This window comes from Mycobacterium sp. SMC-18 (genome assembly GCF_045310895.1).
Classification (GTDB): Bacteria; Actinomycetota; Actinomycetes; order Mycobacteriales; family Mycobacteriaceae; genus Mycobacterium.
In genome coordinates, this window is the sequence record NZ_JBJIAL010000017.1 from 87155 (window position 1) to 111267 (window position 24113).

The 24113-nt window shown below is 67.3% G+C and carries 25 protein-coding genes; 14 read left to right on the forward strand and 11 right to left on the reverse strand.

Features of this window, described 5'->3' with window-relative positions; genetic code table 11:
• Positions 1-4 precede the first annotated feature (4 nt).
• Positions 5-346, reverse strand: a complete 342-nt coding sequence (gene fdxA, locus ACJH6J_RS16960) for a ferredoxin (protein ID WP_138250175.1) — start codon at positions 344-346, stop codon at positions 5-7.
• A gap of 80 nt (positions 347-426) precedes the next feature.
• A complete protein-coding gene (locus tag ACJH6J_RS16965) occupies positions 427-1053 on the reverse strand; it encodes a TIGR03086 family metal-binding protein (RefSeq protein WP_138250174.1) in 627 nt (208 codons plus the stop codon).
• A 51-nt stretch (positions 1054-1104) separates the two neighbouring features.
• Between ACJH6J_RS16965 and ACJH6J_RS16970 the strand changes: the two genes are divergently transcribed.
• Positions 1105-1527, forward strand: a complete 423-nt coding sequence (locus ACJH6J_RS16970) for a MarR family winged helix-turn-helix transcriptional regulator (protein WP_406804250.1) — start codon at positions 1105-1107, stop codon at positions 1525-1527.
• Between the two features lie 16 nt (positions 1528-1543).
• Here ACJH6J_RS16970 and ACJH6J_RS16975 read toward each other — a convergent pair whose 3' ends face one another.
• On the reverse strand, positions 1544-2551 hold the full coding sequence (locus tag ACJH6J_RS16975) for an SIS domain-containing protein (RefSeq protein WP_406804257.1): 1008 nt from the start codon (positions 2549-2551) through the stop codon (positions 1544-1546).
• A 139-nt stretch (positions 2552-2690) separates the two neighbouring features.
• Here ACJH6J_RS16975 and trpS point away from each other — a divergent pair, with 139 nt between their 5' ends.
• The 4 genes from trpS (at position 2691) to ACJH6J_RS16995 (ending at position 6474) form a co-directional block, all read left to right on the forward strand.
• Positions 2691-3719, forward strand: coding sequence for a tryptophan--tRNA ligase (trpS, locus tag ACJH6J_RS16980; protein ID WP_406804251.1), 1029 nt, complete (start codon positions 2691-2693; stop codon positions 3717-3719).
• A gap of 75 nt (positions 3720-3794) precedes the next feature.
• Complete coding sequence (yhjD, locus tag ACJH6J_RS16985) at positions 3795-4823, forward strand: inner membrane protein YhjD (RefSeq protein WP_138250171.1); 1029 nt, start codon at positions 3795-3797, stop codon at positions 4821-4823.
• A gap of 51 nt (positions 4824-4874) precedes the next feature.
• Positions 4875-5315: a MarR family winged helix-turn-helix transcriptional regulator gene (locus ACJH6J_RS16990; protein ID WP_406804252.1), complete on the forward strand. Its 441-nt coding sequence runs from the start codon at positions 4875-4877 to the stop codon at positions 5313-5315.
• 64 nt (positions 5316-5379) lie between these two features.
• The gene (locus ACJH6J_RS16995) at positions 5380-6474 is read left to right on the forward strand and encodes an NmrA family NAD(P)-binding protein (protein ID WP_406804253.1); all 1095 of its coding nucleotides are present in this window, start codon (positions 5380-5382) and stop codon (positions 6472-6474) included.
• Positions 6475-6494: 20 nt separating this feature from the next.
• On the opposite strand, the gene ACJH6J_RS17000 is transcribed toward ACJH6J_RS16995, so the two are convergent.
• From ACJH6J_RS17000 to ACJH6J_RS17010, 3 genes are read right to left on the reverse strand one after another with little or no spacing between them, the layout of a single operon-like run.
• Positions 6495-6749, reverse strand: coding sequence for a hypothetical protein (locus tag ACJH6J_RS17000; protein WP_293023441.1), 255 nt, complete (start codon positions 6747-6749; stop codon positions 6495-6497).
• 1 nt (position 6750) lies between these two features.
• Positions 6751-7236 (reverse strand): DoxX family membrane protein, encoded by a 486-nt coding sequence (locus tag ACJH6J_RS17005; protein ID WP_138250167.1) that lies wholly within the window; start codon positions 7234-7236, stop codon positions 6751-6753.
• Positions 7237-7247: 11 nt separating this feature from the next.
• Complete coding sequence (locus ACJH6J_RS17010; RefSeq protein ID WP_406804254.1) at positions 7248-7706, reverse strand: DM13 domain-containing protein; 459 nt, start codon at positions 7704-7706, stop codon at positions 7248-7250.
• Between the two features lie 165 nt (positions 7707-7871).
• Between ACJH6J_RS17010 and ACJH6J_RS17015 the strand changes: the two genes are divergently transcribed.
• Positions 7872-8582, forward strand: a complete 711-nt coding sequence (locus tag ACJH6J_RS17015; RefSeq protein ID WP_293023447.1) for a response regulator transcription factor — start codon at positions 7872-7874, stop codon at positions 8580-8582.
• Positions 8537-9706 (forward strand): sensor histidine kinase KdpD, encoded by a 1170-nt coding sequence (locus ACJH6J_RS17020; RefSeq protein WP_293023450.1) that lies wholly within the window; start codon positions 8537-8539, stop codon positions 9704-9706. The genes ACJH6J_RS17015 and ACJH6J_RS17020 overlap by 46 nt, the downstream gene beginning before the upstream one ends.
• A gap of 3 nt (positions 9707-9709) precedes the next feature.
• On the opposite strand, the gene ACJH6J_RS17025 is transcribed toward ACJH6J_RS17020, so the two are convergent.
• Entirely contained in the window at positions 9710-10969 is a 1260-nt protein-coding gene (locus ACJH6J_RS17025) for a CdaR family transcriptional regulator (protein WP_293023452.1), read from the reverse strand.
• A gap of 136 nt (positions 10970-11105) precedes the next feature.
• Between ACJH6J_RS17025 and ACJH6J_RS17030 the strand changes: the two genes are divergently transcribed.
• The 6 genes from ACJH6J_RS17030 to ACJH6J_RS17055 are packed head-to-tail and all read left to right on the forward strand — an operon-like array spanning position 11106 to position 17484.
• Positions 11106-12587 carry a flavin-containing monooxygenase gene (locus ACJH6J_RS17030; protein ID WP_406804258.1) on the forward strand — a complete coding sequence of 494 codons (1482 nt, stop codon included), beginning with the start codon at positions 11106-11108 and terminating at the stop codon, positions 12585-12587.
• A gap of 13 nt (positions 12588-12600) precedes the next feature.
• On the forward strand, positions 12601-13536 hold the full coding sequence (locus tag ACJH6J_RS17035) for an alpha/beta hydrolase (protein ID WP_318987321.1): 936 nt from the start codon (positions 12601-12603) through the stop codon (positions 13534-13536).
• Positions 13537-13549: 13 nt separating this feature from the next.
• Positions 13550-14656: an NDMA-dependent alcohol dehydrogenase gene (locus tag ACJH6J_RS17040; RefSeq protein ID WP_318987322.1), complete on the forward strand. Its 1107-nt coding sequence runs from the start codon at positions 13550-13552 to the stop codon at positions 14654-14656.
• 35 nt (positions 14657-14691) lie between these two features.
• Positions 14692-15492, forward strand: coding sequence for a prolipoprotein diacylglyceryl transferase family protein (locus ACJH6J_RS17045; protein ID WP_318987335.1), 801 nt, complete (start codon positions 14692-14694; stop codon positions 15490-15492).
• A complete protein-coding gene (locus ACJH6J_RS17050) occupies positions 15473-15922 on the forward strand; it encodes a hypothetical protein (RefSeq protein WP_346415906.1) in 450 nt (149 codons plus the stop codon). The genes ACJH6J_RS17045 and ACJH6J_RS17050 overlap by 20 nt, the downstream gene beginning before the upstream one ends.
• Entirely contained in the window at positions 15919-17484 is a 1566-nt protein-coding gene (locus ACJH6J_RS17055) for a radical SAM protein (protein ID WP_318987324.1), read from the forward strand. Before ACJH6J_RS17050 ends, ACJH6J_RS17055 begins: the two co-directional genes overlap by 4 nt.
• Positions 17485-17683: 199 nt before the next feature.
• On the opposite strand, the gene nagA is transcribed toward ACJH6J_RS17055, so the two are convergent.
• The 4 genes from nagA to ACJH6J_RS17075 form a co-directional block, all read right to left on the reverse strand.
• Positions 17684-18844, reverse strand: coding sequence for an N-acetylglucosamine-6-phosphate deacetylase (nagA, locus tag ACJH6J_RS17060; RefSeq protein WP_406804255.1), 1161 nt, complete (start codon positions 18842-18844; stop codon positions 17684-17686).
• 13 nt (positions 18845-18857) lie between these two features.
• Positions 18858-20105 carry a D-alanyl-D-alanine carboxypeptidase family protein gene (locus ACJH6J_RS17065; protein ID WP_318987326.1) on the reverse strand — a complete coding sequence of 416 codons (1248 nt, stop codon included), beginning with the start codon at positions 20103-20105 and terminating at the stop codon, positions 18858-18860.
• A 96-nt stretch (positions 20106-20201) separates the two neighbouring features.
• Entirely contained in the window at positions 20202-21200 is a 999-nt protein-coding gene (locus ACJH6J_RS17070) for an SMP-30/gluconolactonase/LRE family protein (RefSeq protein WP_318987327.1), read from the reverse strand.
• Positions 21201-21295: 95 nt separating this feature from the next.
• Positions 21296-23005 (reverse strand): APC family permease, encoded by a 1710-nt coding sequence (locus ACJH6J_RS17075; protein ID WP_406802529.1) that lies wholly within the window; start codon positions 23003-23005, stop codon positions 21296-21298.
• A gap of 82 nt (positions 23006-23087) precedes the next feature.
• Between ACJH6J_RS17075 and ACJH6J_RS17080 the strand changes: the two genes are divergently transcribed.
• The gene (locus ACJH6J_RS17080; RefSeq protein ID WP_318987329.1) at positions 23088-23993 is read left to right on the forward strand and encodes a sigma-70 family RNA polymerase sigma factor; all 906 of its coding nucleotides are present in this window, start codon (positions 23088-23090) and stop codon (positions 23991-23993) included.
• Positions 23994-24113: the final 120 nt, after the last annotated feature.

Genomic DNA, 24113 nt, shown 5'->3' on the forward strand with positions numbered 1-24113 from the left:
GGACTCAGTCTCGAAGCGGTAGGGCAGACACCATCGGGGTGTCCACTCCGATGCGACCGAGCGCACTGGCGCCGCCGGGGGAGCCCAACGGCGCCTCGCGTCCGGGGAGTACCTCATCGAAGAATGCCGCGTTGTCGGCGAGGTATGCGAGCTGGTCTTCGGGCAGATCGGCATCGTAGTAGATCGCATCGACTCGGCAAATCAGTTTGCAGGCACCGCAATCCACACATTCGCGCGGGTTGATGTAGAGCGCCCGATCGCCTTGGTAGATGCAGTCGACCGGACACTCCTGCACGCAGGACATGTCCGTGACGTCAACGCATTCCCGTCCGACAACGTAAGTCATATAACGGACGGTATCGATGCCGTAGCACGTGACCTCAGTGGCCAAAGTTGCTGATAACAGGGCCGGAAGTCCCCAATCTGTTACTGGACGGCATGCCGTGACTCGTCGTCGGACGCATGGCCCCATTGCGGGTCCCGGCCCAGGTGGCGGAGTAGCCTCTCGAAATCCGTTGTGCTGTCGGCGGTCCTGGCCGGCCCGAACGGCGCATTGGGCATGCTGCGGAAGTCCCCGTCGGGCACGGCCAGGGCGAGGGGCAGGGCTGCGGCGACGACGTCGTCGGGCAGTGTGAAGGGAACGCCGAGGCCGGCCGCGACGTCCCAGCCGTGCACCGCGTAGTCGATCAGGTGAAATCCGATCGCCATCTCCGCCGGCACCGAGGTGCCCAATTCCGGTAGCGCGAAGTTGCTTTCGGGATCGGCGCCGGCAAACGCTTCGAGTACGTCGTGTGCGGCGACGGCATACGCGCCGACAGGATCCTGCGTGTCGCGAACCGGAGTCCAGAGGGCAAGGTCTTGGCCACCGCCACGGGCGGCGGCCGCGAAGCCGCGGTGCTGGACTGTCATGTGGGCGAGAAGGTCGGCCAAATCCCAAGCCGCGCAGGGCGTAGGGCGCCGCAGGTCGGCACGACCAACGGTGTTGACGACGTCGACCGAGGCGAGGATGGCACGGCGATGGGCGGTGAGAAGATCGGTTGGTAATGTACGCATGGGCTTATCGTAAGCAGATGCATACGATATGGCAACGCCTACGATGATCGGATGCCGGTCAAGCGCCCTGACCTCGCCGCGTTGCTCGCGCCGCTGTTGCGTGAGTTGATGGCTGCCGAACAGCCTGTGCTGGACGCGCACGGCATCTCGATGTGGGGCTACGTCGTGCTACTGGCGCTCGACGAGACCCCGATGCGGTCGCAAGCTGTCCTGGCACAGGCGATCGGCGCCGACAAGACCCGCATCATCCGCATCCTCGACGACCTGCAGGACCGCGGCTACATCGAGCGAACGCCGGACCCCGACGACCGCCGGGTTCGGCTGCTGTCGATCACGCCGGCCGGACGCCGGCTCAAAGACGCCGTGCAGGCCGATATTCAGCGCGGTGAGGAGCAGTGGCTCGGCGAGCTGAGCGCCGAGGAGCGGCGCGTGTTCCTCAAGGTGCTGCAACGTCTGGCGCCTCGACCCGACTGAACACAAACACTCGGCGTCAGAGCGTCTCCGTGACCTTTCGCAGCCCGCGCGGCTGGTCCGGGTCGCCACCACGGGCCAGTGCCAGATGCAGGGCAAGTTGTTGCAGCGGAAGGATTTCCAGCAGTGGGGAGAGCTCGTCGCTGACCCCGCTGGGCAGCGCGATACCACCGGCCAGGCCGGCCAGGGCTGTCGGGCTTCCCACCCCGAAGACATCGGCGTGACGCTCGGCCAGCCGTTCCAGCACCGGCGCCATGGCCTGGCCGCCTGCGCCCTCGGGCACCACCGCGAGCACCGGCACCTGGGGGTCGACGGTGGCGAGCGGACCGTGCAACAGGTCGGCGCCCGAAAATGCCTGTGCGGAAAGGTAAGACGTCTCCATCAGCTTGAGTGCGGCCTCGCGGGCAGTGGGGTAGGAGTAGCCGCGGGCGGTGGCGATGAGTCGTTGCGCGAACCGGTACCGCTGCGCGACCTCGCGGACCAGCTCCCCGGCAGCGAGCACCTGTTCGCCGAGATCGGGCAGCGCGTCGACACCCTCCTTGTCCCGTCCGAGCAGCAGCTGCAGGGCGAGCAGCTCCGCGGTGTAGGACTTGGTCGCGGCCACCGACCTCTCGGCCCCGGCCAGCACATCGATGTGAATCTCGACTGCCGCAGCCAGATCCGACGCTGGGTTGTTCGTGACGGCGACCGTCAGCGCACCTTGGGCGCGTGCGACCTCGACCGAACGTACGAGGTCCGGCGAACCACCGGACTGGCTCACCGCGACGTACAGCACGTCGCGGTGATCAGGTTGGGCGCCGTAGACGGTCATGGTCGACGGGGAGACCAGCCCTGCGGGCAGGCCGTGGTTGATCTCGACGAGGTATTTCGCGTACAGCGCGGCGTGGTCGCTCGTGCCCCGTGCCACGAACAGAACGAAGCGTGGCGCCGCCGCCGCGATCTGAGCCGCGGCGGCCCGGATAGGGCCGCGGCCATCGTCCAGCAGCCGGCGCCACACCTGCGGCTGTTCGGTGATCTCGGCGGCCATCAGGTGGCCGGGGGACGTTGGATCGGCGCTCACTTCGTCTCCTTGTCGGAGGTCGGCATCGCACGGGAACCCACTTTCCCCAGCGTAGACCGAGCCCCGGACAAAACCGGATGACAACAGTGCGAAAATCGAAGCCATCATGAGCAACAGCGGTGCAGGCGCGAACAAGCGCGTCGTCTTTTCCGGGGCACAGCCCACCTCCGACTCGCTTCACCTGGGCAATGCCCTGGGCGCGGTGCAGAACTGGGCCCACCTGCAGGACGGCTACGACGCGTTCTTCTGCGTCGTCGACCTGCACGCCATCACCGTCCCGCAGGACCCCGAGACGCTGCGCCGGCGCACGCTGGTGACGGCCGCGCAGTACCTCGCGCTCGGTATCGACCCGGCCCGCAGCACGGTGTTCGTACAGAGCCACGTCGCCGAGCACACCCAGCTGGCGTGGTTGCTGGGCTGCTTCACCGGCTTCGGTCAGGCGTCGCGGATGACGCAGTTCAAGGACAAGTCGCAGAAGCAGGGCGCCGACGCCACCACGATCGGCCTGTTCACCTACCCGGTGCTCATGGCCGCCGACATCCTGCTCTACGACACCGACCTGGTACCCGTCGGTGAGGATCAGCGTCAGCACCTGGAGCTGGCCCGGGACCTCGCGCAGCGGTTCAACGCGCGCTTCCCCGACACCTTCGTGGTGCCCGAGGCGATGATCCCCAAGGCCACCGCCAAGATCTACGACCTGCAGGACCCGACCGCCAAGATGAGCAAGTCGGCCGCGACCGACGCCGGGCTGATCAACCTGCTCGACGATCCGGCCAAGAGCGCCAAGAAGATTCGCTCGGCGGTCACCGACAGTGAGCGCGAAATCCGGTTCGATACCGAGGCCAAGCCCGGCATCTCCAACCTGCTGACCATCCAGTCGGCAGTCACCGGAACCGCCATCGACACGCTGGTGGCCGGGTACGAGGGACGCGGTTACGGCGACCTGAAGAAGGAAACCGCCGAAGCCGTCGTCGAGTACGTCACCCCGATCAAGAACCGGGTCGACGAGCTGCTGGCCGATCCGGCCGAACTGGAATCGGTGCTGGCCACCGGTGCCGAGCGCGCCGAGCAGGTGGCGTTCAAGACGCTGCAGCGCGTCAACGACCGACTGGGCTTCCTGCCGCGTCTGCGCTGACGTTGCGGACGCCGCGAGGGGACACCCGCGGCGTCGCACACTAGGCTTTTCGGCAGACAAGGGGGTTTGCCGAAAATGACCGACTCGGACCAGCCGGGCCTACTCGACCGACTGCGTCAGCGGCATCCGTGGCTGGATCGGATCATGCGGGCCCAGGACCGCTACCAGGACTGCAACGGCGACTTCTACGCCGCCGGCATCACCTACTTCACAGTGTTCGCGCTGTTCCCGCTGCTCATGGTCGGTTTTGCCGTGGGTGGTTTCGTGCTGGCCTCCCGCCCGGATCTGTTGGCCGAGCTCGAGGTGCACATCCGGTCCGCCGTCGCGGGCGACTTCGGAAATCAGCTGGTCGGCTTGATGGACTCGGCCGTGAAATCGCGCACTTCGGTCGGCGTCATCGGCCTGGCGACCGCGGCGTGGGCCGGCCTCGGCTGGATGGCCAATCTGCGCAAGGCCCTCACCGAGATGTGGGAGCAACAGAGCGAACCCGACGGCTGGGTGGGCACCAAGCTGTCCGATCTGCTGGCGCTGGTCTCGGCATTCCTGGCCATCGTCGTCACGATCGGCCTGACCGCCCTGGGTGACACCGGATTGATGACGACGGTCCTGCACTGGTTCGGCGTCGGCCACGTGCCGGGTCTCGGCGTGCTGCTGCGGGTGGCGTCGCTGACGGTGTCGTTCCTCGTGGCGTGGCTCATGTTCACCTGGATCATCGCCCGGCTGCCGCGGGAAAAGGTCAGCTTGCGCAGCTCGGCCCGTGCGGCGCTGATCGCCGCGGTGGGCTTCGAACTGTTCAAGCAGGTCGCTTCGATCTACCTGCGGACCGTCATGCACGGCCCGGCCGGTGCCACATTCGGTCCCGTGCTGGGTCTGATGGTGTTCGCCTACATCACCGCCCGGCTGATCCTGTTCTCGACGGCGTGGGCGGCAACTGCCGCGGACACCATGGCGCTGGCCCCGGTGGCGCCGCCCGGACCGGCTGCGATCGTCACCCGCTACCGCGAGCGCGAGGGCGTCGACGCGAACAGCGTGGCGGTGGGCGCGGCCGTGGGTCTGCTCGGTGGGCTGAGTCTTTCGCGGCTGGTGCGACGGCGCAGGGGGTAGCTCCAGCGCCGGTCCATTGCCGGGTGATGGTGTATATGCAACAATGGTGGCATGGCCAACGCCGCTGTCGATGAGATCGCCGGTAACTGCCTGGCGGTCCGCGTCCGGTTACTCGGCCGGGCGGTGACGAGCCTGTATGACCACGCCCTCGAAGAACATGGCGTCAGCATCGCCCAGATCAATCTCCTGGCGGCGCTGGGGAAGATCGGCCCGTGCTCGCCGGCCCGGATCGGTGAGGTGCTGCAGTTGGAGCGGTCGACCGTCAGTCGCAATCTGAGCCTGTTGATGAAACACGGTTGGGTGGAGGCGGTGTCGGTGAACGCCAAGGGTGTGCGTGAGGTCGTGCTGACCGCGTCGGGTCGCAAGAAGATCGAGACCGTGATGCCGGCATGGCGACGGGCGCAGCAAGAGGCTGCCGAACTGCTGGGTGCCGGCGGCGTCACGGCGGTCCGGTCCCTCGCGACCAGCATCGGTTTGTCGTCCGGCGACTAGGAAATCGTTGAGGTCGGCCGCCGTCGATGCTCCAAATGTTGTATATACATCAAATAGAGGAGCTGTGATGTCACATCCCACGTCGAAGATTTTCATGATCGGCGCGACCGGGGCCCAGGGCCTTCCCGTCGCCCGCGCCCTCGTCGCCGACGGCAGGTATTCCGTTCGATTTCTCACTCGTGACGCCACGAGTGCCCGGGCCAAATCGTTGCTCCAATTGGGCGGCATCTCGGCACTCGAAGGGACTTTCACCGATGAAGCCCTGCTGCGAGAAGGCTTCCGCGGATGCGACGGTGCATTCGTCAACATCGACGGATTCAACACCGGTGAGAAGACCGAGATGTATTGGGCGATGCGCGCTTACGAGATCGCCATCGAAGAAGGCATCAGGTTCTTCGTGTACGGGAACCTCGACTACGGGTTAAAAAAAGCCGGCTACGACTCTAAGTACCGCGTCGGGCACTACGACGGCAAGGGGCGCGTCGCCGAATGGATCCTGCTGCAGAATCAGGCGAATTCGGCCCGGATGGGCGCTGCCATCTTCACGTCGGGCCCGTACATCGAAATGACGATCTCGCCGCTGACGCCGATGGCACCGAGTGTGGAGGACGGCGTCGTCACCTGGCGCGTGCCACTCGGCGACGGTGCGGTGCCCCACGTCTCCCTTGAGGATTGCGGCTACTACGTGCGCTGGCTCTTCGACAACACCGACAGGTCCAACGGCATGGACCTCGAGGTGGCCATCGACCACATCTCGTATCGCGAGCTTGCCCGGGCGTTCGAAGCGGTCACCGGGCATCCCGCCCGATACGTCGACACGGACATCGACGCGTACTGGCAGGGGCCGCTCGGCGGCGTCGCCGATACCCCTGCCGGATACAACGCGGCCCCGGATGACCCGAGCACCATGACATTTCGAGCCAACTTCACCGGTTTCTGGAACTTGTGGAAAGACGGCATCATCGAGCGGAACTACGCGCTGCTGGACGAAATCCACCCCAACCGGATCCGCAGCGCCGAGCAGTGGTTCCGGCGTGAGGACGAACTCGGCAAGGCGGCCGGGAAGGGCAGCCTCTGGGAGCGGGTGCAGCCGCAGAACTGGAGTCTGGACTCGGCCGTTCTGAAGAGCAGCCAAGACCTGCGCACCGGAAAGCTCTGATCCCGGTCGGCACGCCGCCGTCAGCAACCGTCCGGGCACACGATGTCGACGAGGGCTGACGGGGTACCGCCTTCCAAAGTGCGCACACCGCCCACCGTGCAGGCCGTCAGCGGTGCCGTCGGTGTCTGATTGAGTTGCACCAGATACCCCGCGGCCCGCAGGTCGTTGATCACCCCATCGGCCGACGCCGCCGACGCCGCCGACGCCGTCGGCGCTTGGAACATCACGATGGCGGCCAATGCCGCCATCGCCGATCCAGCGACTGCTGCTTTCATCTCATCCCTCTTCCTGCTGTGCCGATCGCCGGCGCACCAGCGTCATGATCGTCCAGCGGTTCGAATATCCTTGTCCGACAAGGACGCCCACACTGAGCAGCGCCATGATCGGGTACTGCGCGATGAGCTGGTCCGAACTCCAATAGACCGCAAGCAATCCCGCGGATACGGCCACTGACAGCGTGCTAAACACTCCGAGCACCAGGACCAGCCCCAGTGCCACTTCGGTCAGCGGCGTCATCAGGCCGGCCAGGTCTGCCGTCGGCCGCAGCAGGTGCTCGGCCACGAAGCGAAAGTACTCCGGCACACGCGAATTCGCCGACGCGCCGTCGACGACGAGCAGGATGTCCGCGCGCCCGAAGTGCGCCCGGAACTTCACATAGCCCTCGTGGAGCCACAGCAGTCCGAGCCCGACCCGGACCGCGCCGAAGAGTATCGACGCGGCCAGGTCGGCGCGGTCGCGCGTGGTCAGTGCGCGGGTGGTCATCAGACCGGTCATCACATCAGCGAGGCAGCGCCGAAGACTGCCTTCGCCTTGTCGCAGTGGATGACGACGGTGGTGTAGCCCATGGTGTCGATATCGGTCAGTGGGAACGACTGGGTGGCCCGGTCGAACTTGATGGCGGCGATCTCCTTGCCCGCGGCGACATCGGACTCGGTGGAGCCCTTGGTCAGGTAGACGTGCAGGTCCGGGCCCTCGTCGGAGGAGAAGTCGGTGAACTCGAGATTCATCCCCCTGACGGACGCCGTACCGGCGACGTGCTTGCCGTTGAGGCCGGTGAAGTGGCCCATGCGAGCGGCCGCGCTCGATGAGGTCATCGCGGACGTCATGGTGGACGACATGGCGGAACTGGAGGGGCTGGATGAACCGGCCGACTTCATCTCGTTCGCACCGCACGCGGTGAGCGTCAGCGCGAACACGGCAGCTGCTGTCGCTGCGATCGGCTTGATGACCATGTGGAACTCCTTCGAGCGTCGTGGGGTGCCGATCACCCCGTCGCCGATGAAGTTAGGGAGCATCCGTCGCGCATTCGACAAACATTTCAGAACCGTAAGAACCGGCCCGTCACGCCGCCGGCTGTCTAGGCTCAGCACCATGAGAGGTGCGATGTGGATGCGCCCGTGAGTTCCGACGACGGCGGCGGAGCGCACGTCGTGCTGGTCGAAGACGACCAGCGGGTGCGGACTGCGGTGGCGGCGTACCTGCGCGCCAAAGGTTTTCGGATCGACGAGTTCTCCGACGGGGAAACCGCGCGGGACGCCGTGCAACGCTCGACGCCTGACGTACTGGTGCTCGACCGCATGCTGCCGGGGCTGTCGGGTGACGACCTGCTGCGCGAGATCCGCACCCGCTCGGATGTTCCGGTGATCATGCTGACCGCGCTCGGTGCGAGTGGGCACCGGATCGACGGCCTCGAGCTCGGCGCCGACGACTACCTGGCCAAGCCGTTCGCGCTCCGTGAACTGCAACTGCGCATTTCGAAACTGTTGCGGCACAGGGTCTCCCACCAGTCGCCGCTCGCCCCGTTCGTCGTCGGCCGGTTCCGGATCGACCCGACGATGCGCCGGATCACCTGCGGCGGCGCCGATGTCGAGCTGACCGCACGCGAATACGAGCTCCTGCTCTTCCTGCTCAAGAACCCCGACCGCGTCGTCTCCCGCGACGAGATGCTGCGGGAAGTATGGGGCTGGAGTACCGGCGACGCATCGACGGTGACGGTGCACATCCGGCGACTCCGCGAGAAGATCGAAGCCGACCCGCGCGACCCCGTCTATCTACGCACCGAATGGGGCACGGGATACCGATTCACGCCGTCGGGGCGGTCGTCGTGATCCTCGGTGCGGTGGACCTCGTCATCATCGCGGTGACGGCCCTGATCTGTACGTCGGTGGCCACCGGCGCGGCCGTCCTCGTCATGCAACTCAACCGGCGCGGGTCCATCGGGACGCAGGTGTCGGTCCTGATCTGCGCGACCATCGTCGCGATTGTCGCCTCCACGGTCGCCATCTCGATCGAGATGTACCTGTCATCGCACGATCTGCAGGTGCTGCTGGCGGTGCTCGCCATCTCGGCGCTCATGGCCGGCCTCGCCGCCGGGTTCATGCTGCGCCGGCTGCGGCGGTCGCTGGCCCGGCTGCAACGTGCCGCGCAACAGATCGGCAGCGGTGAAATCGTCACGGCGGACATCGACAGCTCAAGGGAATTCGCCGAACTGTCCAGCCAGCTTGCGCAGTCATCGGCGCAATTGGCCGCTGCCCGTGCGGAAGTCGAGCAGCTGGATCAGTCCCGGCGGCAGCTGGTCGCCTGGGTTTCGCACGACCTGCGGACACCATTGGCCGGGATGCGCGTGATGGCCGAAGCGCTCGAGGAAGGCGTGGTCGACGACCCGGCCGACTACATCCGGCAGATCCGCGATCAGGTGGACTCGGTCAACAGCATGGTCGACGGACTGTTCGAATTGTCCAAGATCCAGAGCGGCATGCTCAAGCTCAGCAAGGAGCCGGTGGTGCTCCTGGACCTCGTGTCCGATGTCGTGTCCGACATGCAGGCCCTCGCGGCCACCCGCGGCATCCGCATCACGCATGCGGGCATGGCCGACGTGGTGCTGAATGCCGATGCCGGAGAGCTGTCCCGGGTGGTGGCGAACCTGCTGGTCAACAGCATCCGGCACGCTCCGGAGCATTCCGAGATCGAGGTTTCGGCACAGCGGCTCGAGGGCGACCGGATCGTGCTCACGGTGCTGGACCAGGGGCCCGGCGTGCAGTCGCACGATCTCGGGCGCATGTTCGACATGGGGTGGCGCGGTACGCAGGCCCGTACCCCGGAGGCCGACGGGTCGGGCGCCGGCATCGGTCTGGCCATCGTGCGGGGCATCGTCGAGGCGCACGGCGGCCAGGTGTCCGCCGCCCATGTACCCGGCGGCTTCCGGCTGGATGTGACGCTTCCGACGACGTGACGGCTAGGCGCCCGGCGGCGGCGCGGTCAGCACCCTCGGGCCGAGCTGGTGCGCCAGTTCCAGCGCGAGTTCCATCGCGAGCCGCCGCTCCCCGGGCTGGTATCCCAGCAGTTCGGTAGCCCGGGCCACCCGCTGCAACACGGTGTTGCGGTGGGTGTGCAACCGTGTGGCGGCGCGGGGAGCGTTGCCGGCCTCATCGAGGAAAACCCGCAGGGTGTCGCGCAGGCGGGCTGCCGCCGGGGTGTCCTCCGCGAGGGGTCCCAGCGTTGCCGCGACGAATTCGGCTGCGCGATCAGGGTTCTGGGCCGCCAGTGCGGTGACCTCGAGGTCGCGGAAGAGGGCCACTCGCGCGCCGCCGGGGTGCCCGGCGAGCAGACTCTGGATCGCCAGCGCCGCCTCGTGGGAACGGCGAAATCCGGTGATGCCCGGCCGCGTCGGCCCCACCGCGGTGCGGATGTGGTTCTGCGCCTGCGCGATTGCGTCAGACAGTGCATCGACCACGGGCTCGGAACTGCTGCCCAGCCAGGCCCACAACGTGGACGGGCCGACGGACAACGTCAGCGGCGGGCGGGTGCCCGCGGCCCGCGCCAGCACCGCCGCAGCGGATTCGAGTGCCCCCTGGACGTCGCCGTGCGGCGGCGTCCACAGCACCAGTGCGGTGTGGCGCTGGCGCAGGTCGTATCCCAGGCGTTCGCCGGCCCGCGCCGCGTCGATGGCGGCGCCGTCCAGGATGAGCCGGATCGTTTCGGCGCGGCGGGCGATGGCCCCGCCGAGTACATCCTCGCGTTCGCGTTGCGCTGCGGCGATCACGCCCGCGACCACGTGGTCGACGTACTCGAACATGCGCGCCGAAGCGACTTCGAGCAATTCGAAAAGCAGTGGGCCGGTCGACTCCAGCTGGGCGGCGTGCTTCAGGTAGCGACTCCACGCGACGTTCTGACCGCGCCGGTAAGACTGGAAGATCAGGTCGAGGTCCAGCCCCCGCCGGGCCACGGTGCGGGCCACGTCGAGTGCTTCTGGCGGGATGTCGATGGGCGCCATCTTGGCGTCGCGCCGGGCGAACATCGACAGTAAGCGCACGGCATTGGCGCGGTTACTGGCCGAGGTGTCCGCCAGCACCGCGGCATCGGAACCGGCGGCGGGGGAGAGCTCGACCTCGGCGGCGTCCATCTCGGCCACCAGGTCGTCGATCTCGGCCAGCATCAGCTCGGCAACGTCGCCCATGAGGTTGATGACCTCAGGCGATGGTGTCTCGGCAGCCATCAACGAAGTATGCGCCTGCACATATCGGGGGCCGAGTACTGGGCCGTCGCACCTGTTTTGTGTCTCGTGGCCTCCATAGCGTTAGCGCCATCACAACAGCGCTTCCCAACGATCAGGAGTCACAGTGTCCACCTCAATGAAGCGGTCCGAGACGCGCGATGTCGACGTGTTGATCATCGGGGCGGGGATCTCCGGCATCGGCGCGGCGTACCACTTGAAGGCGAACCGCCCGGGCACGTCGTTCCTGATCATCGAGGGGCGCGACACCATCGGCGGCACCTGGAGCCTGCACCAGTACCCCGGCATCCGCTCGGACTCCGACATGCCCACCTTCGGGTTCGGCTTCAAGCCGTGGACCCACCGCAAGTCCATCGCCGACGGTCACATCATCCTCGACTACCTACAGCAGGCCGTCGACGAGAACGGGCTCGACGAGCACATCCGGTTCGGCCATCGGGTCCTGAACGCGAACTTCGACTCGTGCACCGGGCGCTGGACAGTCACCACCGGTCAGGGCGAGGATACGACGACGTTCACCGGCCGATTCCTGTTCCTCGGCACCGGCTACTACGACTACGAGAAGCCGTTCGTCCCGGACTTCCCTGGCAAGGAAGACTTCCGCGGCCAGGTGATACACCCGCAATTGTGGCCGACGGACCTGGACTACACCGGCAAGAAGGTCGTCGTGATCGGCAGCGGCGCAACGGCAGTGACGCTGATCCCATCCATGGCGGACCAGGCCGGCCACATCACGATGCTGCAGCGCTCGCCGAGCTATGTGCTGTCGGTGCCGGCGGCCGACCCGATCACCAACGCGCTCAACAAGGTGCTGGGCCACGAGCGTGCCTTCCCGATCGTGCGGCGCAAGAACATCGCGACCGCCCGCGGGCTGTACAAGCTGTGCCAGAAGTACCCGACGGTGATGCGAAAGCTGTTGATCGCCAACGTCGCCCGCCAGCTGCCCAAGGGCTTCGATGTCGACACCCATTTCACCCCGCGCTACAACCCGTGGGAGCAGCGCCTGGCGATGGTGCCCGACGGCGACTTGTTCAAGGCGTTCCGGACCGGCAAGGCGTCGGTGGTCACCGATCAGATCGAGCGCTTCACCGAGCGCGGCATCCTGCTGCAGTCCGGGCAGGAGCTGGAGGCCGACATCATCGTCACCGCAACGGGTTTGAACATGTCGCTGTTCGGCAAGATCGCGCTGAGCGTCGACGGTCAGGTGCTCAACATGCCGGATCACACGGTGTACAAGGCCATGATGGTGTCCGACGTCCCCAACATGGCCTTCGCCATGGGGTACACCAACATCGCGTGGACCCTGAAGGTCGATCTGGTTTGCGAGCACTTCTGCCGGATGCTCGACCACATGGACGCCCACGGTCACGACGTCGTGGTGCCGGTCGTCGAGAACCCGGACATGGCACGCGGCCCGCTGATGGACCTGTCGTCGGGCTACGTGCAGCGCGGCATCCAGCAGTTCCCCCGCAGCGGCGACAGCGGTTCGTGGCTGGTCAAGCACGCCTACGAGATGGATGCCGAGCGGCTGCGGGGCGGTCCCGTCGAGGATCCGGGCCTGCGGTTCTCGTCCGTCAAGTCCGTCGCGTACGCCTCGTAGGGAGACATCGTTCATGAAGCAGCTCTACTTCTACAGCCACGGCGTCCGTTGTGCCGCTTGGCATCTGCCTGCTGCCACCGATGCGCTGGCCGGTGAGGCCGGCCGGCCGTGCGTGGTGATGGCCCACGGCTTCAGCGGCACCAAGGACACCGCGCTGCTCGGCTTCGCCGAGCCGTTCGCCGCCGCCGGCCTCGACGTACTGGTCTTCGATTACCGCGGGTTCGGTGAATCCGAAGGTGTTCCCCGGCAGGATGTCTCGATTTCCCGCCAGCGGCAGGACTATCACGCCGCCATCGCCGCCGCGCGGCACCTGCCCGGCGTGGACCCGGACCGGATCGTGCTGTGGGGCACGTCGTACGCCGGCGGTCACGTCATCGCCGTAGCCGCCCGGGACCAGCGGATCGCGGCCGTCATCTCGATGAATCCGGCCGTCGACGGGCGGGCCACGCTGGCCCACCTGGTCCGCAACTGCGGCGTCGGATATCTGGTGCGCGCCAGCGTGAATGCGCTGCGGGACGTGCTGCGCGCGGCGCGCGGACGGCCCGCGCACATGGTGCCGGTGGTCGGGCAACCCGGCTCGAACGCGGTGATCGCCACCTCGGGTTCGGAAGAGGCCTGGCTGCCCGTCGCTGGGCCGACATGGCGCAACGAGGTGCGTGGCCGGCATGCCCTCGGCGTCGCGTTCAACCGCCCGATCACGAAAGCCGGGAAGCTGGCGTGCCCGATCCTCGTCCAGCCCGGCACCGACGACCGCATCGCGCCGGCCGCCGCCGCCCGCAAGGCCGCCCGCCGCGCCGGGTACTGGGCGCAATTGCGTGAGTACCCCGCAGACCACCTCGATTTCTACGACGGTCCCTGGCAGCAGCGGGTTTTGGCCGACCAGCTCGACTTCCTGCAGCGCGATCTGGCCCCGGCCCAAGGGCACCGCAGCGTTACCCACTCAGCCTGAAAGGAATCCACCGATGAAGACCACCGCAGCTGTCCTGCTGGAGCCGGGTAGGCCCTTCGAGATCATGGAACTCGATCTCGACGGGCCGGGGCCGGGCGAGGTATTGATCAACTACACCGCCGCCGGACTGTGTCACTCCGACCTGCACCTGTCCGACGGCGACCTCCCACCGCGTTATCCCATCGTCGGCGGGCACGAGGGCGCCGGCATCATCGAGGACGTCGGCCCCGGTGTCACCAAGGTCAAGCCGGGGGACCACGTGGTGTGCAGCTTCATCCCGAGCTGTGGCCATTGCCGATACTGCTCGACCGGCCGGCAGGCCCTGTGCGACATGGGCGCAACCATCCTGGAAGGCTCCATGCCGGACGGCTCCTTCCGATTCCACAAGGGTGGTACGGATTTCGGTGCCATGTGCATGCTGGGGACGTTCGCCAAGAAGGCCACCATCTCGCAGCACTCGGTGGTCAAGATCGACGACTGGCTGCCGCTCGAGACCGCCGTGCTCGTCGGCTGTGGCGTGCCGACCGGATGGGGCGGCGCCACCTACGCGGGCAACGTGCGGCCCGGCGACATCACCGTCGTGTACGGCATCGGCGGCATCGGCATCAACGCCGTCCAGGGCGCCGCGCATGCCGGCGCGAAATACATCGTCGCCGTGGACCCGGTGCCGTTCAAACGCGATACCGCGCTGAAATTCGGTGCGACGCATGTCTTCGCGAGTGCCGAGGCCGCCGCCGAGAAGATCAACGAGCTGTCCTGGGGGCAGGGGGCCGATCAGGCCATCATCTGCGTCGGCACCGTGGACGAGGACGTCGTCACGTCGGCATTCAGTGCCATCGGTAAGGGCGGGACTGTCGTGGTCATCGGTATGGCCAACCCAGAGAAGCTGACGATTCACGTCTCGGGCCTGGAGTTGACGTTGTTCGAGAAGACCATTCGCGGCTCGTTGTTCGGCTCCGCCAACCCGCAGTACGACATCATCCGCCTGCTGCGGCTCTACAACGACGGCCAGCTGCAACTCGACGACCTGGTGACCACCCGATACACCCTCGAAGAGGTCAACCAGGGGTATCAAGATCTTCGTGAAGGCAAGAACATTCGCGGGATCATCGTGCACTGACGAGTCCGGCCGGTAGGTTTGCCACTGTGATCGCGATGATCCCGCAGTGGCAGATCGGACCGGTGCAGGTACCGGTCCACGGTCTGTTCGTGGGATTGGGGGTCCTCGCCGCCGTCCTCGTGTTCGTCCACGAGGCGCGGCGCCGCGGCGCGGTGAACGAGCAGTCGCTCGTGGCCGTCACCGGTGCCCTTGTCGGCGGGGCGATCGGCATGCGGGCCTCAGGGTTGGCGCGGCACCTCGATTTCGGCGCCAATCCCACTGTCGCGCAGGCGTGGGAGTATGGCTCCAAGAGCATCCTCGGCGGGCTGCTGGGCGCGTACGTCGGGGTGCTGATCGCCAAACGGCTCGGCGGATATCGCGGCAAGACCGGGGACCTGTTCGCTCCGGCGGTCGCCCTGGGGATGGCGATCGGCAGAATCGGGTGCCTGCTGACGGAGGCGCCCGGCCGCCCGACGACACTGCCGTGGGGCGTACATGCGCCGGCGAGCACCCCCGAGTGTCCGGGATGTGTGGCCGGGCTGGCCATGCACCCGTCGTTCGTCTACGAAATCGTGTTCCAGCTGGCCGCTTTCGCCGTGCTCATGTGGCTGCGGCCCAGAATCCTCCATCCCGGTGAGTTGTTCGTCATCTACGTGGCGGCCTATGCCGTGTTCCGCTTCTTCGTGGAATTCGTGCGCGCCAACGAGACCGTGTGGCTGGACCTGACGCGGCCGCAATGGGTGCTGCTGCCGTCATTGGCGCTCTTGGGTTTTCGGGTGTGGCGCGGTTATCGCCGCGGTTACTACCGGGTTTCGTCTGCAGACAAGGAGGGCGACCGTGTCCCAGCCGCCAATTGATTATCCGGACGACGAGCCCGGCGACGGCGTGCCGCCGGGCCAGAACCCGCCCCAGCACCCGCAATACGCCCAATACCCCCAATATCCGCCGCAGTACCCGCAATACCCTCAGTACCCGCAGTACGGCTATCCGCCGCCGAAGCCCAACGCGATCTCCGTCGGCGGGGTGATCAGCGGGATTCTCATCTTCCCGGTGATCAACGTCGGCATCGGCTTCGTCACGGTGATGATGGCCAATCAGGGGAAGTTCCTGCTGGCGTTGGGTGCCGTGGCGCTGGCACTCGTCGCCTTCGGGGGCGGCTTCGCGCTGTGGAAGACCGGCAACCCGGCATCCAAGGGGCTCGGCCTCGGCCTGATGATCGGCTGGGCCCTCACCTCGATCCTGACCGTTGGATACTGCACCGGCCTCAACCCGACGATGTACACATGACGGCGGGCATGGGTCTGCGCGGTGACCGCATCCTGCGCTACGTGACGGCCTACTGCCCGCGCTGTCACCACGAGGCTCCCGAACGGCCGCTCGCCGATGTGGCGCGACTGGCCGGCCGGCTCGTCGAGCGCGACGGGAAGGTGTGGCTGGAGCGGGGTTGCCCGGCACATGGCCTGATCAGCACTCTGTACGACGAGAGCCCCGAGATCCTTGCGTACCTGGAGGAGTGGACCGCCCCGACCAAGGCGCACATGCCTGATGTGGCAGGCAATTTCGACCCGATCCCGTCGGCGTATCTGCGCGGGCTGCCGGAGATGCAGACCCAGCACACCTGCATCCTGCTCGAAGACATCGCCGAGGTCTGCAATCTCCGGTGCCCCACCTGCTTCACCGACTCGTCGCCCGACCTGCGCAATGTGGTGCCCGTCGCCGACGTGCTGGCCAATGTCGATCAGCGGCTGGCGCGGGAGAACGGGCGCCTCGACGTGCTGATGCTCTCCGGCGGGGAACCGACGCTGCATCCCGATCTGGCCGAACTGCTCGACGCACTGACCAGCCGGCCCATCACCCGAATCCTGGTCAACACCAATGGCATCCGGATCGCCACCGACGATGCCCTCCTCGAACTGCTCAGCGGCCACCGGCACCGCGTCGAGGTGTATCTGCAATACGACGGACTGTCCGAGACGGCGCACCGGCACCACCGCGGCGGCGACCTCCGCAAGCTGAAAACGCTGGCATTGCAGCGCCTTTCGGAGCGCCAGATTTTCACGACGTTGGTGATGGCTGCCGCGCTCGGCGTCAACGACGATGAGATCGGCGACATGGTGCAGCTGGCGCTGAATACCCCCTATGTCGGCGGTATCACCATTCAGCCGCAGTTCGGCTCGGGGCGGTCGGGCAACCTGGACGCACACGACCGGCTGACGCACACCGGTGTGCTGAGCAGACTCGACCCGCAGACCGCCGGCCTGGTGACCTGGCGGGACCTCACCGCGCTGCCGTGCTCGCATCCGCACTGCTGCTCGGTCGGCTACGTGCTGCGCGACGATTCGGGGCAATGGCGGTCGCTGGTGTCGCTGATCGGCCATGACATTCTCAAAGAACGACTCGGGTTGGTGTCCAACAGGATCGCCGACAGCGAGCTGCCGCAGGAACTGCAGCTGGCGGTCCGGGAATCGCTCCTGGGGTTGTTGTCCGAGCAGTCCTCGCTGTCGCATCCCGGGATCGGCGACGTGTGGCGAACCATCTGCCAGAACTGCGATCTGGGCATGCCGACGCTGCTGGCGCTGGCGTCGTCGGCCCTGCCGGGCGGAAAGAACCGGGTGCGGAAACTGTTGGGCGAGCGGGTGGTTCGCATCACCGTCAAGCCGTTCATGGACATCTCGACGATGATCGAAGAACGTCTGGTGCAGTGCTGCGTCCATGTCGGCACCCGGTCGAGCCAGGACCAGTGCGCGCCGTTCTGTGCGGTACAGGCGTGGCCGGCGCTCGGGCGTCAGCGGATGTCCGTCGCCGCGGGCACTGATTTGGGAAAGGCCTTGCCGCTCACGGTGATTTGAGGGCCAGGTGCCCGCGAACCTGCCACAGGGTGATATTTCGGTCGGATTTTCGCCGTGTGGTCAGGCTCGCGGACTTGGGTTCTCGGTTACTCGCAAGAACCCGCCCTGATTACAGGATCAACGCCATCTCAGCGGCGCCGCTCGTTCACCCTCACGTGGCGGCGCTCGTCACTCGAACAACTGAGCCCTGCGTACAGGGTCAACGGGGAGGGGCGGCGCCGGAGGCCGACCACACCCCGCGCCGCACAACTGCCTGCACCTGCAGGTTGCGGTCCAGCACGACGAGGTCGGCAGACTTCCCGGGCGCCAAGGCGCCGACGTCGTCGAAGCCGAGTGTGCGCGCCGGCGTGGTCGCCGTCATCGCCACGGCGTGCCGCAGTGCCGAATCCGACGCCGCTTCCAAACCCGTTGCCGCCGTCCGGAACAACGCGTCCATCGTGGCCGTACCGCCCGCAATGGTGGACCGCTCGCGCAGCCGCGCCACCGAGCCTGCGACCTCGACGTCGAGCCCGCCCAGTTGGTACGTCCCGTCGGGCATGCCGGCTGCCGCCATCGCATCGGTGATCAGCGCGACGCGATCCGAGCCCGCGGTGACCGCCACCTGGTGGACGAGAGCAGGGTGTAGGTGCACGCCGTCGGCGATCAGCTCGACGCTCACCCGGGCGTCCTCCAACAGCGCCAGCGCCGGCCCCGGATCGCGGTGGTGCAGCGGGCGCATGCCGTTGAACACATGCGTGCCCACGGTGGCGCCCAGCTGCAGTGCCCGTTTGGTCTCTTCGTAGCTGGCGTCGGTATGGCCCACGGCCACAATGCCTCCCGCGTCGACGAACCGTTCGATCGCGACGTCGGCGCGGGGTAGTTCGGGGGCGATCGTGACCATGCGGATGGCCCCGTCGCCGGCGGCGAGTACGGCATCGATCTCCGCGGGGTCGGGCTCCCGTAGCTGCGTTACGTCGTGCGCACCGCAGCGCGCCGAACTGAGCCACGGACCCTCCAGATGAATCCCGGCGACGACGCCATCGCGCACCGCGTCGGCCAGCGTCTGAATTTGCGCCAGCAGGACCTCCGGCGCCGCCGTGACCAGACTTGCCAGGGTCGTCGTGGTCCCGTGGGCACGATGAAACTCGGCGGCCCGCACCACGTCACCCGGATCGTCGGTGCCGTAGGAGAAGCCGCCGCCACCATGCACATGCATGTCCACGAAGCCCGGCACCACGACACCGTCGGGAAAATCGACGTCGACACCGCGGGGCGGGGCGCCGCCACCGCACGCCACGATGCGGTCACCATCGATCTCCAGCCACCCGGGCCGGCACACGGAATCGCCGAGAACCACCGTCCCGGCCGAGATGAGCGTCATCGCCCGTCAGTCTCTACCGGTTGGAGTGCTGTGGGCGCCGATTGATCGAACGGGCAGCCATCATCAACGAGAGCACTACCGCGGACCCGACCACGCCGACCCCGACGCGAATCGGCACCGCGTCGACCGGTGGCAGACCGTCGAAGGCCTGGGCAGCCGCGGGATGCTTGGCGTCGGGCTTGCGCTGGGTGAGCGACGGGTCCGGCTCGATCAGGGTGCCGACCTTGGTGCCGGGCGGCGTCGCGAACCCGTAGTCCAGCAGACGCGCGGCCTGCTCCCACGGCGCGATCGGCACGCGGGTGCCGTGCAGCAGGATCGCGACCAGCCGGCGCCCGCCGCGATCGGCAGCGCCCACGAACGTCTGCCCGGCGTCGTCGGTGTACCCGGTCTTGCCGCCGAGCGCGCCCGGGTAGTTGTAGAGCAGCTTGTTGTCGTTCTCCAGCTCGTAGCCGGGGTGGTCGCCGGGTTCGCCGGGCTTGGCCGGGTGGCCGGGGAAGTTGTACTTCTGCGTCGCCACGATCGAGGCGAACGTCGGGTTCTGCCAGGCGTAGCGGTAGAACAGGCCCATGTCGTAGGCCGACGTGCTCATGCCGGGGCCGTCCAGGCCGGACGGGGTGGCCGCCCGGGTGTCGCGACCGCCCAGCTTGGACGCCAGGTCGTTGATCTTCTCGATCGCCGTGTCCATGCCGCCGACCTGCATCGCCAGCGCGTGCGCGGCGTCGTTGCCCGAGTGCATGAGCAGGCCGTGCAGTAGATCGTTGACGGTGTAGATACCGCCGTCGTCGACGCCGACCCGGGTGCCCTCGGCGGCGGCATCCTCCGGGGTTCCGGTGACGCGCTTGTTGATGGGTAGTTCACGCAGCGCCTGCGTCGCGATCAGCACCTTGATGATGCTGGCCGGGCGGTGGCGCCCGTGCGGGTCCTTGGCGGCGATGATGTCGCCGCTGTCGAGGTCGGCCAGGAGCCAGGCGTCGGCAGAGACGTCGCCGGGCAGGGGTGGCATGTCCGGTGCGGCGACGATGCCGCAGCTGCCCATCAGGTCGCCGCCGAGCGGCGTCGCCGGGACGGGAATCGGGGCCGGCGGGTCGCCCGCCTTGGGCACCTCGGACTGGTCGACCGCGGGCGGGGTGTTCACCCGATACGGGCATGGATCCGCGGCCGGCGGGTCGGGTTCGGCATAGGCCAACGCCGGTGCGGCCGCCAGGAAAAACGCTGCTGCCAGGGCTGCAGCGCGCTGTGACGTTGATCGGGTGGTCGCCATGGTGTCGCCAGATTAGGTGACGGACGACCGGATCCCGTGTTGCCGCGCTGTGACAAGTGGGGTTGAAGTTACAAATGTGAATTAGCTAACCGGGGCCTACCGGCGCTCGGGGAGCGCGCAGTGCGCCAGGGCGGGCACACCGATGGAGCTCATCCACAGCCGCCCGTCGTGCTCGACGAGTCCGGTCACCTGTCCGAACTGACGGTGCCGGCCGCGCACGCCCGCGACCGCGGCGCCGCTGTCGGGATCGAAGGCGACGGCCCACACCTCCAGCGCCATCTGCGGCTGCAGCGCGTCCGGCAGACGCCACACCAACTGCCGCAGGATGGTCGGTCGCGGCGCGAGCCACTCGGCGGCGGCGTTGATCGGGGTGACGAACGCGACCCAGATTCGCCCGTCGGCGCCCGTCGAGATGTTGTCGGGCATGCCGGGCAGGTTGACCGCGAGCGGCGTGATACTGCCGGCCTGTGGTCCCGACAGCCAGTACTTCGAGAGCCGACGCCCCTGCGTCTCGGCGAACACCAGCGCGGTGCCGTCGGCGGTGACGGTGACGCCGTTGGCGAAGTACAAGCCCTCGCGCAGTGTGCTGACCGTGCCGTCGGTCGCCAGCTTGTACAGGCCGCCGTCGCCGCGGGCCTCGAGGATCGCGGCGCGGAAGTGCTCGTAATGGAACGAACTGGTCGATTCGGTGAAATAGATTGTGCCGTCTTCGGTTTCGGTGACGTTCGAGCAGAACCGCAGGGGCCGGCCGTCGATGTCGGGTACCAGCACCTCCAGGGCGCCGGTGCCGGGATCCAGCGCCAGCAGCCCCCGGTAGCTGTCGCAGACCAGCAGTCGCCCGTCCCGCGCGACGTGCAGCCCCAGCGGCCGGCCGCCGGTATCGGCCACCACATCCGTGTCACCGTCGGGGGAGACCCGCACGATCCGCCCGTCGACCAGGCCGGTCCACAACACGCCGTCGGCGCCGACGACCACGTCCTCGGGAGCATCGCCGGGCATCGGCACGATGGTGAGTTCCGCGGACGGGAAATCAGGCAGGGCGTCGACCGGCGGCGGGGTCCAGCGCACCGGGTTGATGGGTGGCTTGTGCGGCACGTGTAGACGGTAACGCCTGTTACGTGTCGGCAGACGGGAAAACCTCCAATTTCCGTTTGGATTCGGGGTTTTCACGACTGCCCGCCGGGCGGCCGTCAGTCGCGACGGAACTCCTCGCCCGTCGCCGTGTCCACGGCCGTCTCGCCGGGCGGCAGGTTCGACAGGTCGGGGGCGATGACCGTCGGCATGTCGCCGGAGTCCGGCAACCCGAAATGCGCCGGTGCGGACTGAACGGAGGCCGGCGTATCAAGCACCAGGTCATGGCGCCGCGGCAGCGTCAGCCCACGGAAGTACTCGGGCTGCGCGACGCGCCATGCGAACATCAGCACCACACCGAGCAGCAACCCGACAACGCCGACCACACCCACCGCGCCGAACCCGAAAATGGTGACGTTGTGGTGGTTTTCGTCCTTGAGCCAGTCCGGCTTGCTGTACTGGACCAGGCCGTAGACGAACACCACCGACAGTGTGATGCCGCCGAACAACGGCAGCAGGCCGCGCATCATGAAGTCACGCACGTTGCGGGTCAACGTCTTTCGGTAGAACCAGAGGCACGCGAACCCGGTCAGGGCGTAGTAGAAGGCGATCATCAGGCCGACCGAACCGATCAGCGCCGTCAGCAGATCGGCGCTGATGGCAGTGAACAGCACGTAGCACAGCACCGACAGCACGCCCATCACGATGGTCGAGGTGGTCGGTGTCAGGTACTGGCGATGAATCTTTGCGAAACTCTGTGGCAGCGCCCGGTATACGCCCATCGACAGGGTGGTACGCGCGGTCGGCATGATGGTGGTCTGCGTCGAGGCGGCCGCCGAGGTCAGGATCGACGCCGACAGCAGCAGCATGCCGATCTTCCCGATCACGCTGTCCCCGAACAACGATGGCCCGATGGCGGTGAACACGTCCTTGGCGTTCTCCTGGTTGCCCAGCCCGATGCCTTCGGTGCCCACGCCCGCGAACGCGATGGTCGAAACGGTGACCAACGCGTAGGTGGCCAGCAGCAGGAACGTCGAGATGACGGCGGCGCGGCCGGGGGTGCGGCCCGGATCGTCGGACTCCTCGTTGCACGCCACCGCGGTGTCCCAACCCCAGTAGATGAAGATGGTGGCCAGCACCGCCGGGGCGATCACCGTGCCGAAATCCATTCCGCCAGGCCAGAACCAGGACCACGACGGCATGATCGAGTAGGCATGCCCGTGATGCGTGTAGACCTTCACCAGCGCCACGACCGACACCACGATGAGTACGACGACCTCGACCGTCAGCAGCACGTACTGCAGCCGGGCCGATACCTCGATGCCGCGGTAACAGATGTACGTCATCAACACGATCCAGATGACGCCCGCCACCGTCGACCACAGCGTGCTGTTCGCCAGACCGGCGGCCGAATGCCACCCGAGGTCACCGACGAACGTGAACGAGTACGACCCGGCGATCTGCGCGAGATTGGCCATCACGATGACGTCGGAGGCGATGATGCCCCAGCCGCCCAACCAGCCGACGACGGGACCGAAGGCCCGGGCCGCCCACGTGAACGTGGTGCCGCAGTCGGGCTCGGCCTTGTTCAATTCCTGGTAGGCGACGGCGATGAGGTACATCGGCACGAACGAAATGAGCATGATCGCAGGCGCTTTGACCCCGGCGAGGAGCGTGCCGCCCGCGGCGATGACCAGACCGAGCGTCGCCGCCAGGCTGTATGCCGGAGCAGTGGACGCCAGCCCGACCACCACGCTGGACACCAGACCGAGGGCACCCCGTTTGAGGCCTTTGTCTCGGGCGACGATGTCTGGCGCTGTCGTGGTCATCTGCTCCCTGCTCATCCCGGTTGATTGCCGATGAGATGCTACGGTTCGCCGCGCTCGAACACCGAGTCGTAGGTTGGTGTTTGTGACCACTGCGCAGGACACCGATGAATTCGAGCGGTTACGCCCGCACCTGCTGTCCGTCGCCTACCGGCTGACCGGTGTCTACGCCGACGCCGAGGACATCGTGCAGGACGCCTGGTTGCGCTGGCACAGCGCCGATGTCGAGTCGATCGAAGAGCCCCGTGCCTGGTTGACGACGGTGGTCAGCCGCCTCGGCCTGGACCGGCTGCGGTCCGCGGCGCACCGCCGCGAGGCCTATTTCGGTGAGTGGCTGCCGGAACCGGTGGTGACGGGATTCGACGCGTCCGACCCGTTGGCCGCGGTGGTCGCGGGAGAAGACGCGCGATTCGCCGCGATGGTGGTGCTGGAGCGGCTGACACCCGACCAGCGCGTGGCCTTCGTCCTGCACGACGGTTTCGCGGTGCCGTTCTCCGAGATCGCGTCGGTGCTCGGCGTGAGCGATGCGAGTGCCCGCCAGCTCGCGTCACGGGCCCGGCGCGCCGTCTCCGAGGCCCCGGCGCCACCGCCGGACGCCGGCCACAATGAGGTCGTCGGCAAGCTGATGGCCGCGCTCGCCGGCGGGGACATGGCCGCCGTCGTCGAACTGCTGCATCCCGATGCCACGTTCACCGGTGACTCCAACCGTCGGGCACCGACGGCGCCCCGCACCATCGTCGGCGCGGACAAGGTCGCCCGGTTCCTGTTCGGGCTGGCCAGACGTTATGGGCCGCAATGGCTTTCGACGTCGCAACTGGCGCTCGTCAACGGCGAACTCGGTGCGTACAGCCCCGGCCTCCCCGCCGACGGTGAGCATCCGGAGATGCTGCCGCGCGTCACCGCGATGACGGTGCGCGACGGCAAGGTCGTCGCTCTGTGGGACATCGCGAACCCGGACAAGTTCACGGCGTCACCGCTGCGATCTGATTAGCGGCTCGCCGCTGCGGTCTGATCAGCGGCCCTAGAGCACGGCCCTAGATGTACTGACCACGGACGTTAGGTACGGCGTGGCGTGGTGACATGAAGAAGACCTCCGAGTGAAGTGCGAGCT

What these genes read in the sequence shown, in the direction of transcription:
- fdxA (WP_138250175.1), bottom strand. Translation starts at nt 346, where the DNA reads ATGACTTACGTTGTCGGACGGGAATGCGTTGACGTCACGGACATGTCC.
- ACJH6J_RS16965 (WP_138250174.1), bottom strand. Translation starts at nt 1,053, where the DNA reads ATGCGTACATTACCAACCGATCTTCTCACCGCCCATCGCCGTGCCATC.
- ACJH6J_RS16970 (WP_406804250.1), top strand. Translation starts at nt 1,105, where the DNA reads ATGCCGGTCAAGCGCCCTGACCTCGCCGCGTTGCTCGCGCCGCTGTTG.
- ACJH6J_RS16975 (WP_406804257.1), bottom strand. Translation starts at nt 2,551, where the DNA reads ATGGCCGCCGAGATCACCGAACAGCCGCAGGTGTGGCGCCGGCTGCTG.
- trpS (WP_406804251.1), top strand. Translation starts at nt 2,691, where the DNA reads ATGAGCAACAGCGGTGCAGGCGCGAACAAGCGCGTCGTCTTTTCCGGG.
- yhjD (WP_138250171.1), top strand. Translation starts at nt 3,795, where the DNA reads ATGACCGACTCGGACCAGCCGGGCCTACTCGACCGACTGCGTCAGCGG.
- ACJH6J_RS16990 (WP_406804252.1), top strand. Translation starts at nt 4,875, where the DNA reads ATGGCCAACGCCGCTGTCGATGAGATCGCCGGTAACTGCCTGGCGGTC.
- ACJH6J_RS17000 (WP_293023441.1), bottom strand. Translation starts at nt 6,749, where the DNA reads ATGAAAGCAGCAGTCGCTGGATCGGCGATGGCGGCATTGGCCGCCATC.
- ACJH6J_RS17005 (WP_138250167.1), bottom strand. Translation starts at nt 7,236, where the DNA reads ATGACCACCCGCGCACTGACCACGCGCGACCGCGCCGACCTGGCCGCG.
- ACJH6J_RS17010 (WP_406804254.1), bottom strand. Translation starts at nt 7,706, where the DNA reads ATGGTCATCAAGCCGATCGCAGCGACAGCAGCTGCCGTGTTCGCGCTG.
- ACJH6J_RS17020 (WP_293023450.1), top strand. Translation starts at nt 8,537, where the DNA reads ATGGGGCACGGGATACCGATTCACGCCGTCGGGGCGGTCGTCGTGATC.
- ACJH6J_RS17025 (WP_293023452.1), bottom strand. Translation starts at nt 10,969, where the DNA reads ATGGCTGCCGAGACACCATCGCCTGAGGTCATCAACCTCATGGGCGAC.
- ACJH6J_RS17030 (WP_406804258.1), top strand. Translation starts at nt 11,106, where the DNA reads ATGAAGCGGTCCGAGACGCGCGATGTCGACGTGTTGATCATCGGGGCG.
- ACJH6J_RS17035 (WP_318987321.1), top strand. Translation starts at nt 12,601, where the DNA reads ATGAAGCAGCTCTACTTCTACAGCCACGGCGTCCGTTGTGCCGCTTGG.
- ACJH6J_RS17040 (WP_318987322.1), top strand. Translation starts at nt 13,550, where the DNA reads ATGAAGACCACCGCAGCTGTCCTGCTGGAGCCGGGTAGGCCCTTCGAG.
- ACJH6J_RS17045 (WP_318987335.1), top strand. Translation starts at nt 14,692, where the DNA reads ATGATCCCGCAGTGGCAGATCGGACCGGTGCAGGTACCGGTCCACGGT.
- ACJH6J_RS17055 (WP_318987324.1), top strand. Translation starts at nt 15,919, where the DNA reads ATGACGGCGGGCATGGGTCTGCGCGGTGACCGCATCCTGCGCTACGTG.
- nagA (WP_406804255.1), bottom strand. Translation starts at nt 18,844, where the DNA reads ATGACGCTCATCTCGGCCGGGACGGTGGTTCTCGGCGATTCCGTGTGC.
- ACJH6J_RS17065 (WP_318987326.1), bottom strand. Translation starts at nt 20,105, where the DNA reads ATGGCGACCACCCGATCAACGTCACAGCGCGCTGCAGCCCTGGCAGCA.
- ACJH6J_RS17075 (WP_406802529.1), bottom strand. Translation starts at nt 23,005, where the DNA reads ATGACCACGACAGCGCCAGACATCGTCGCCCGAGACAAAGGCCTCAAA.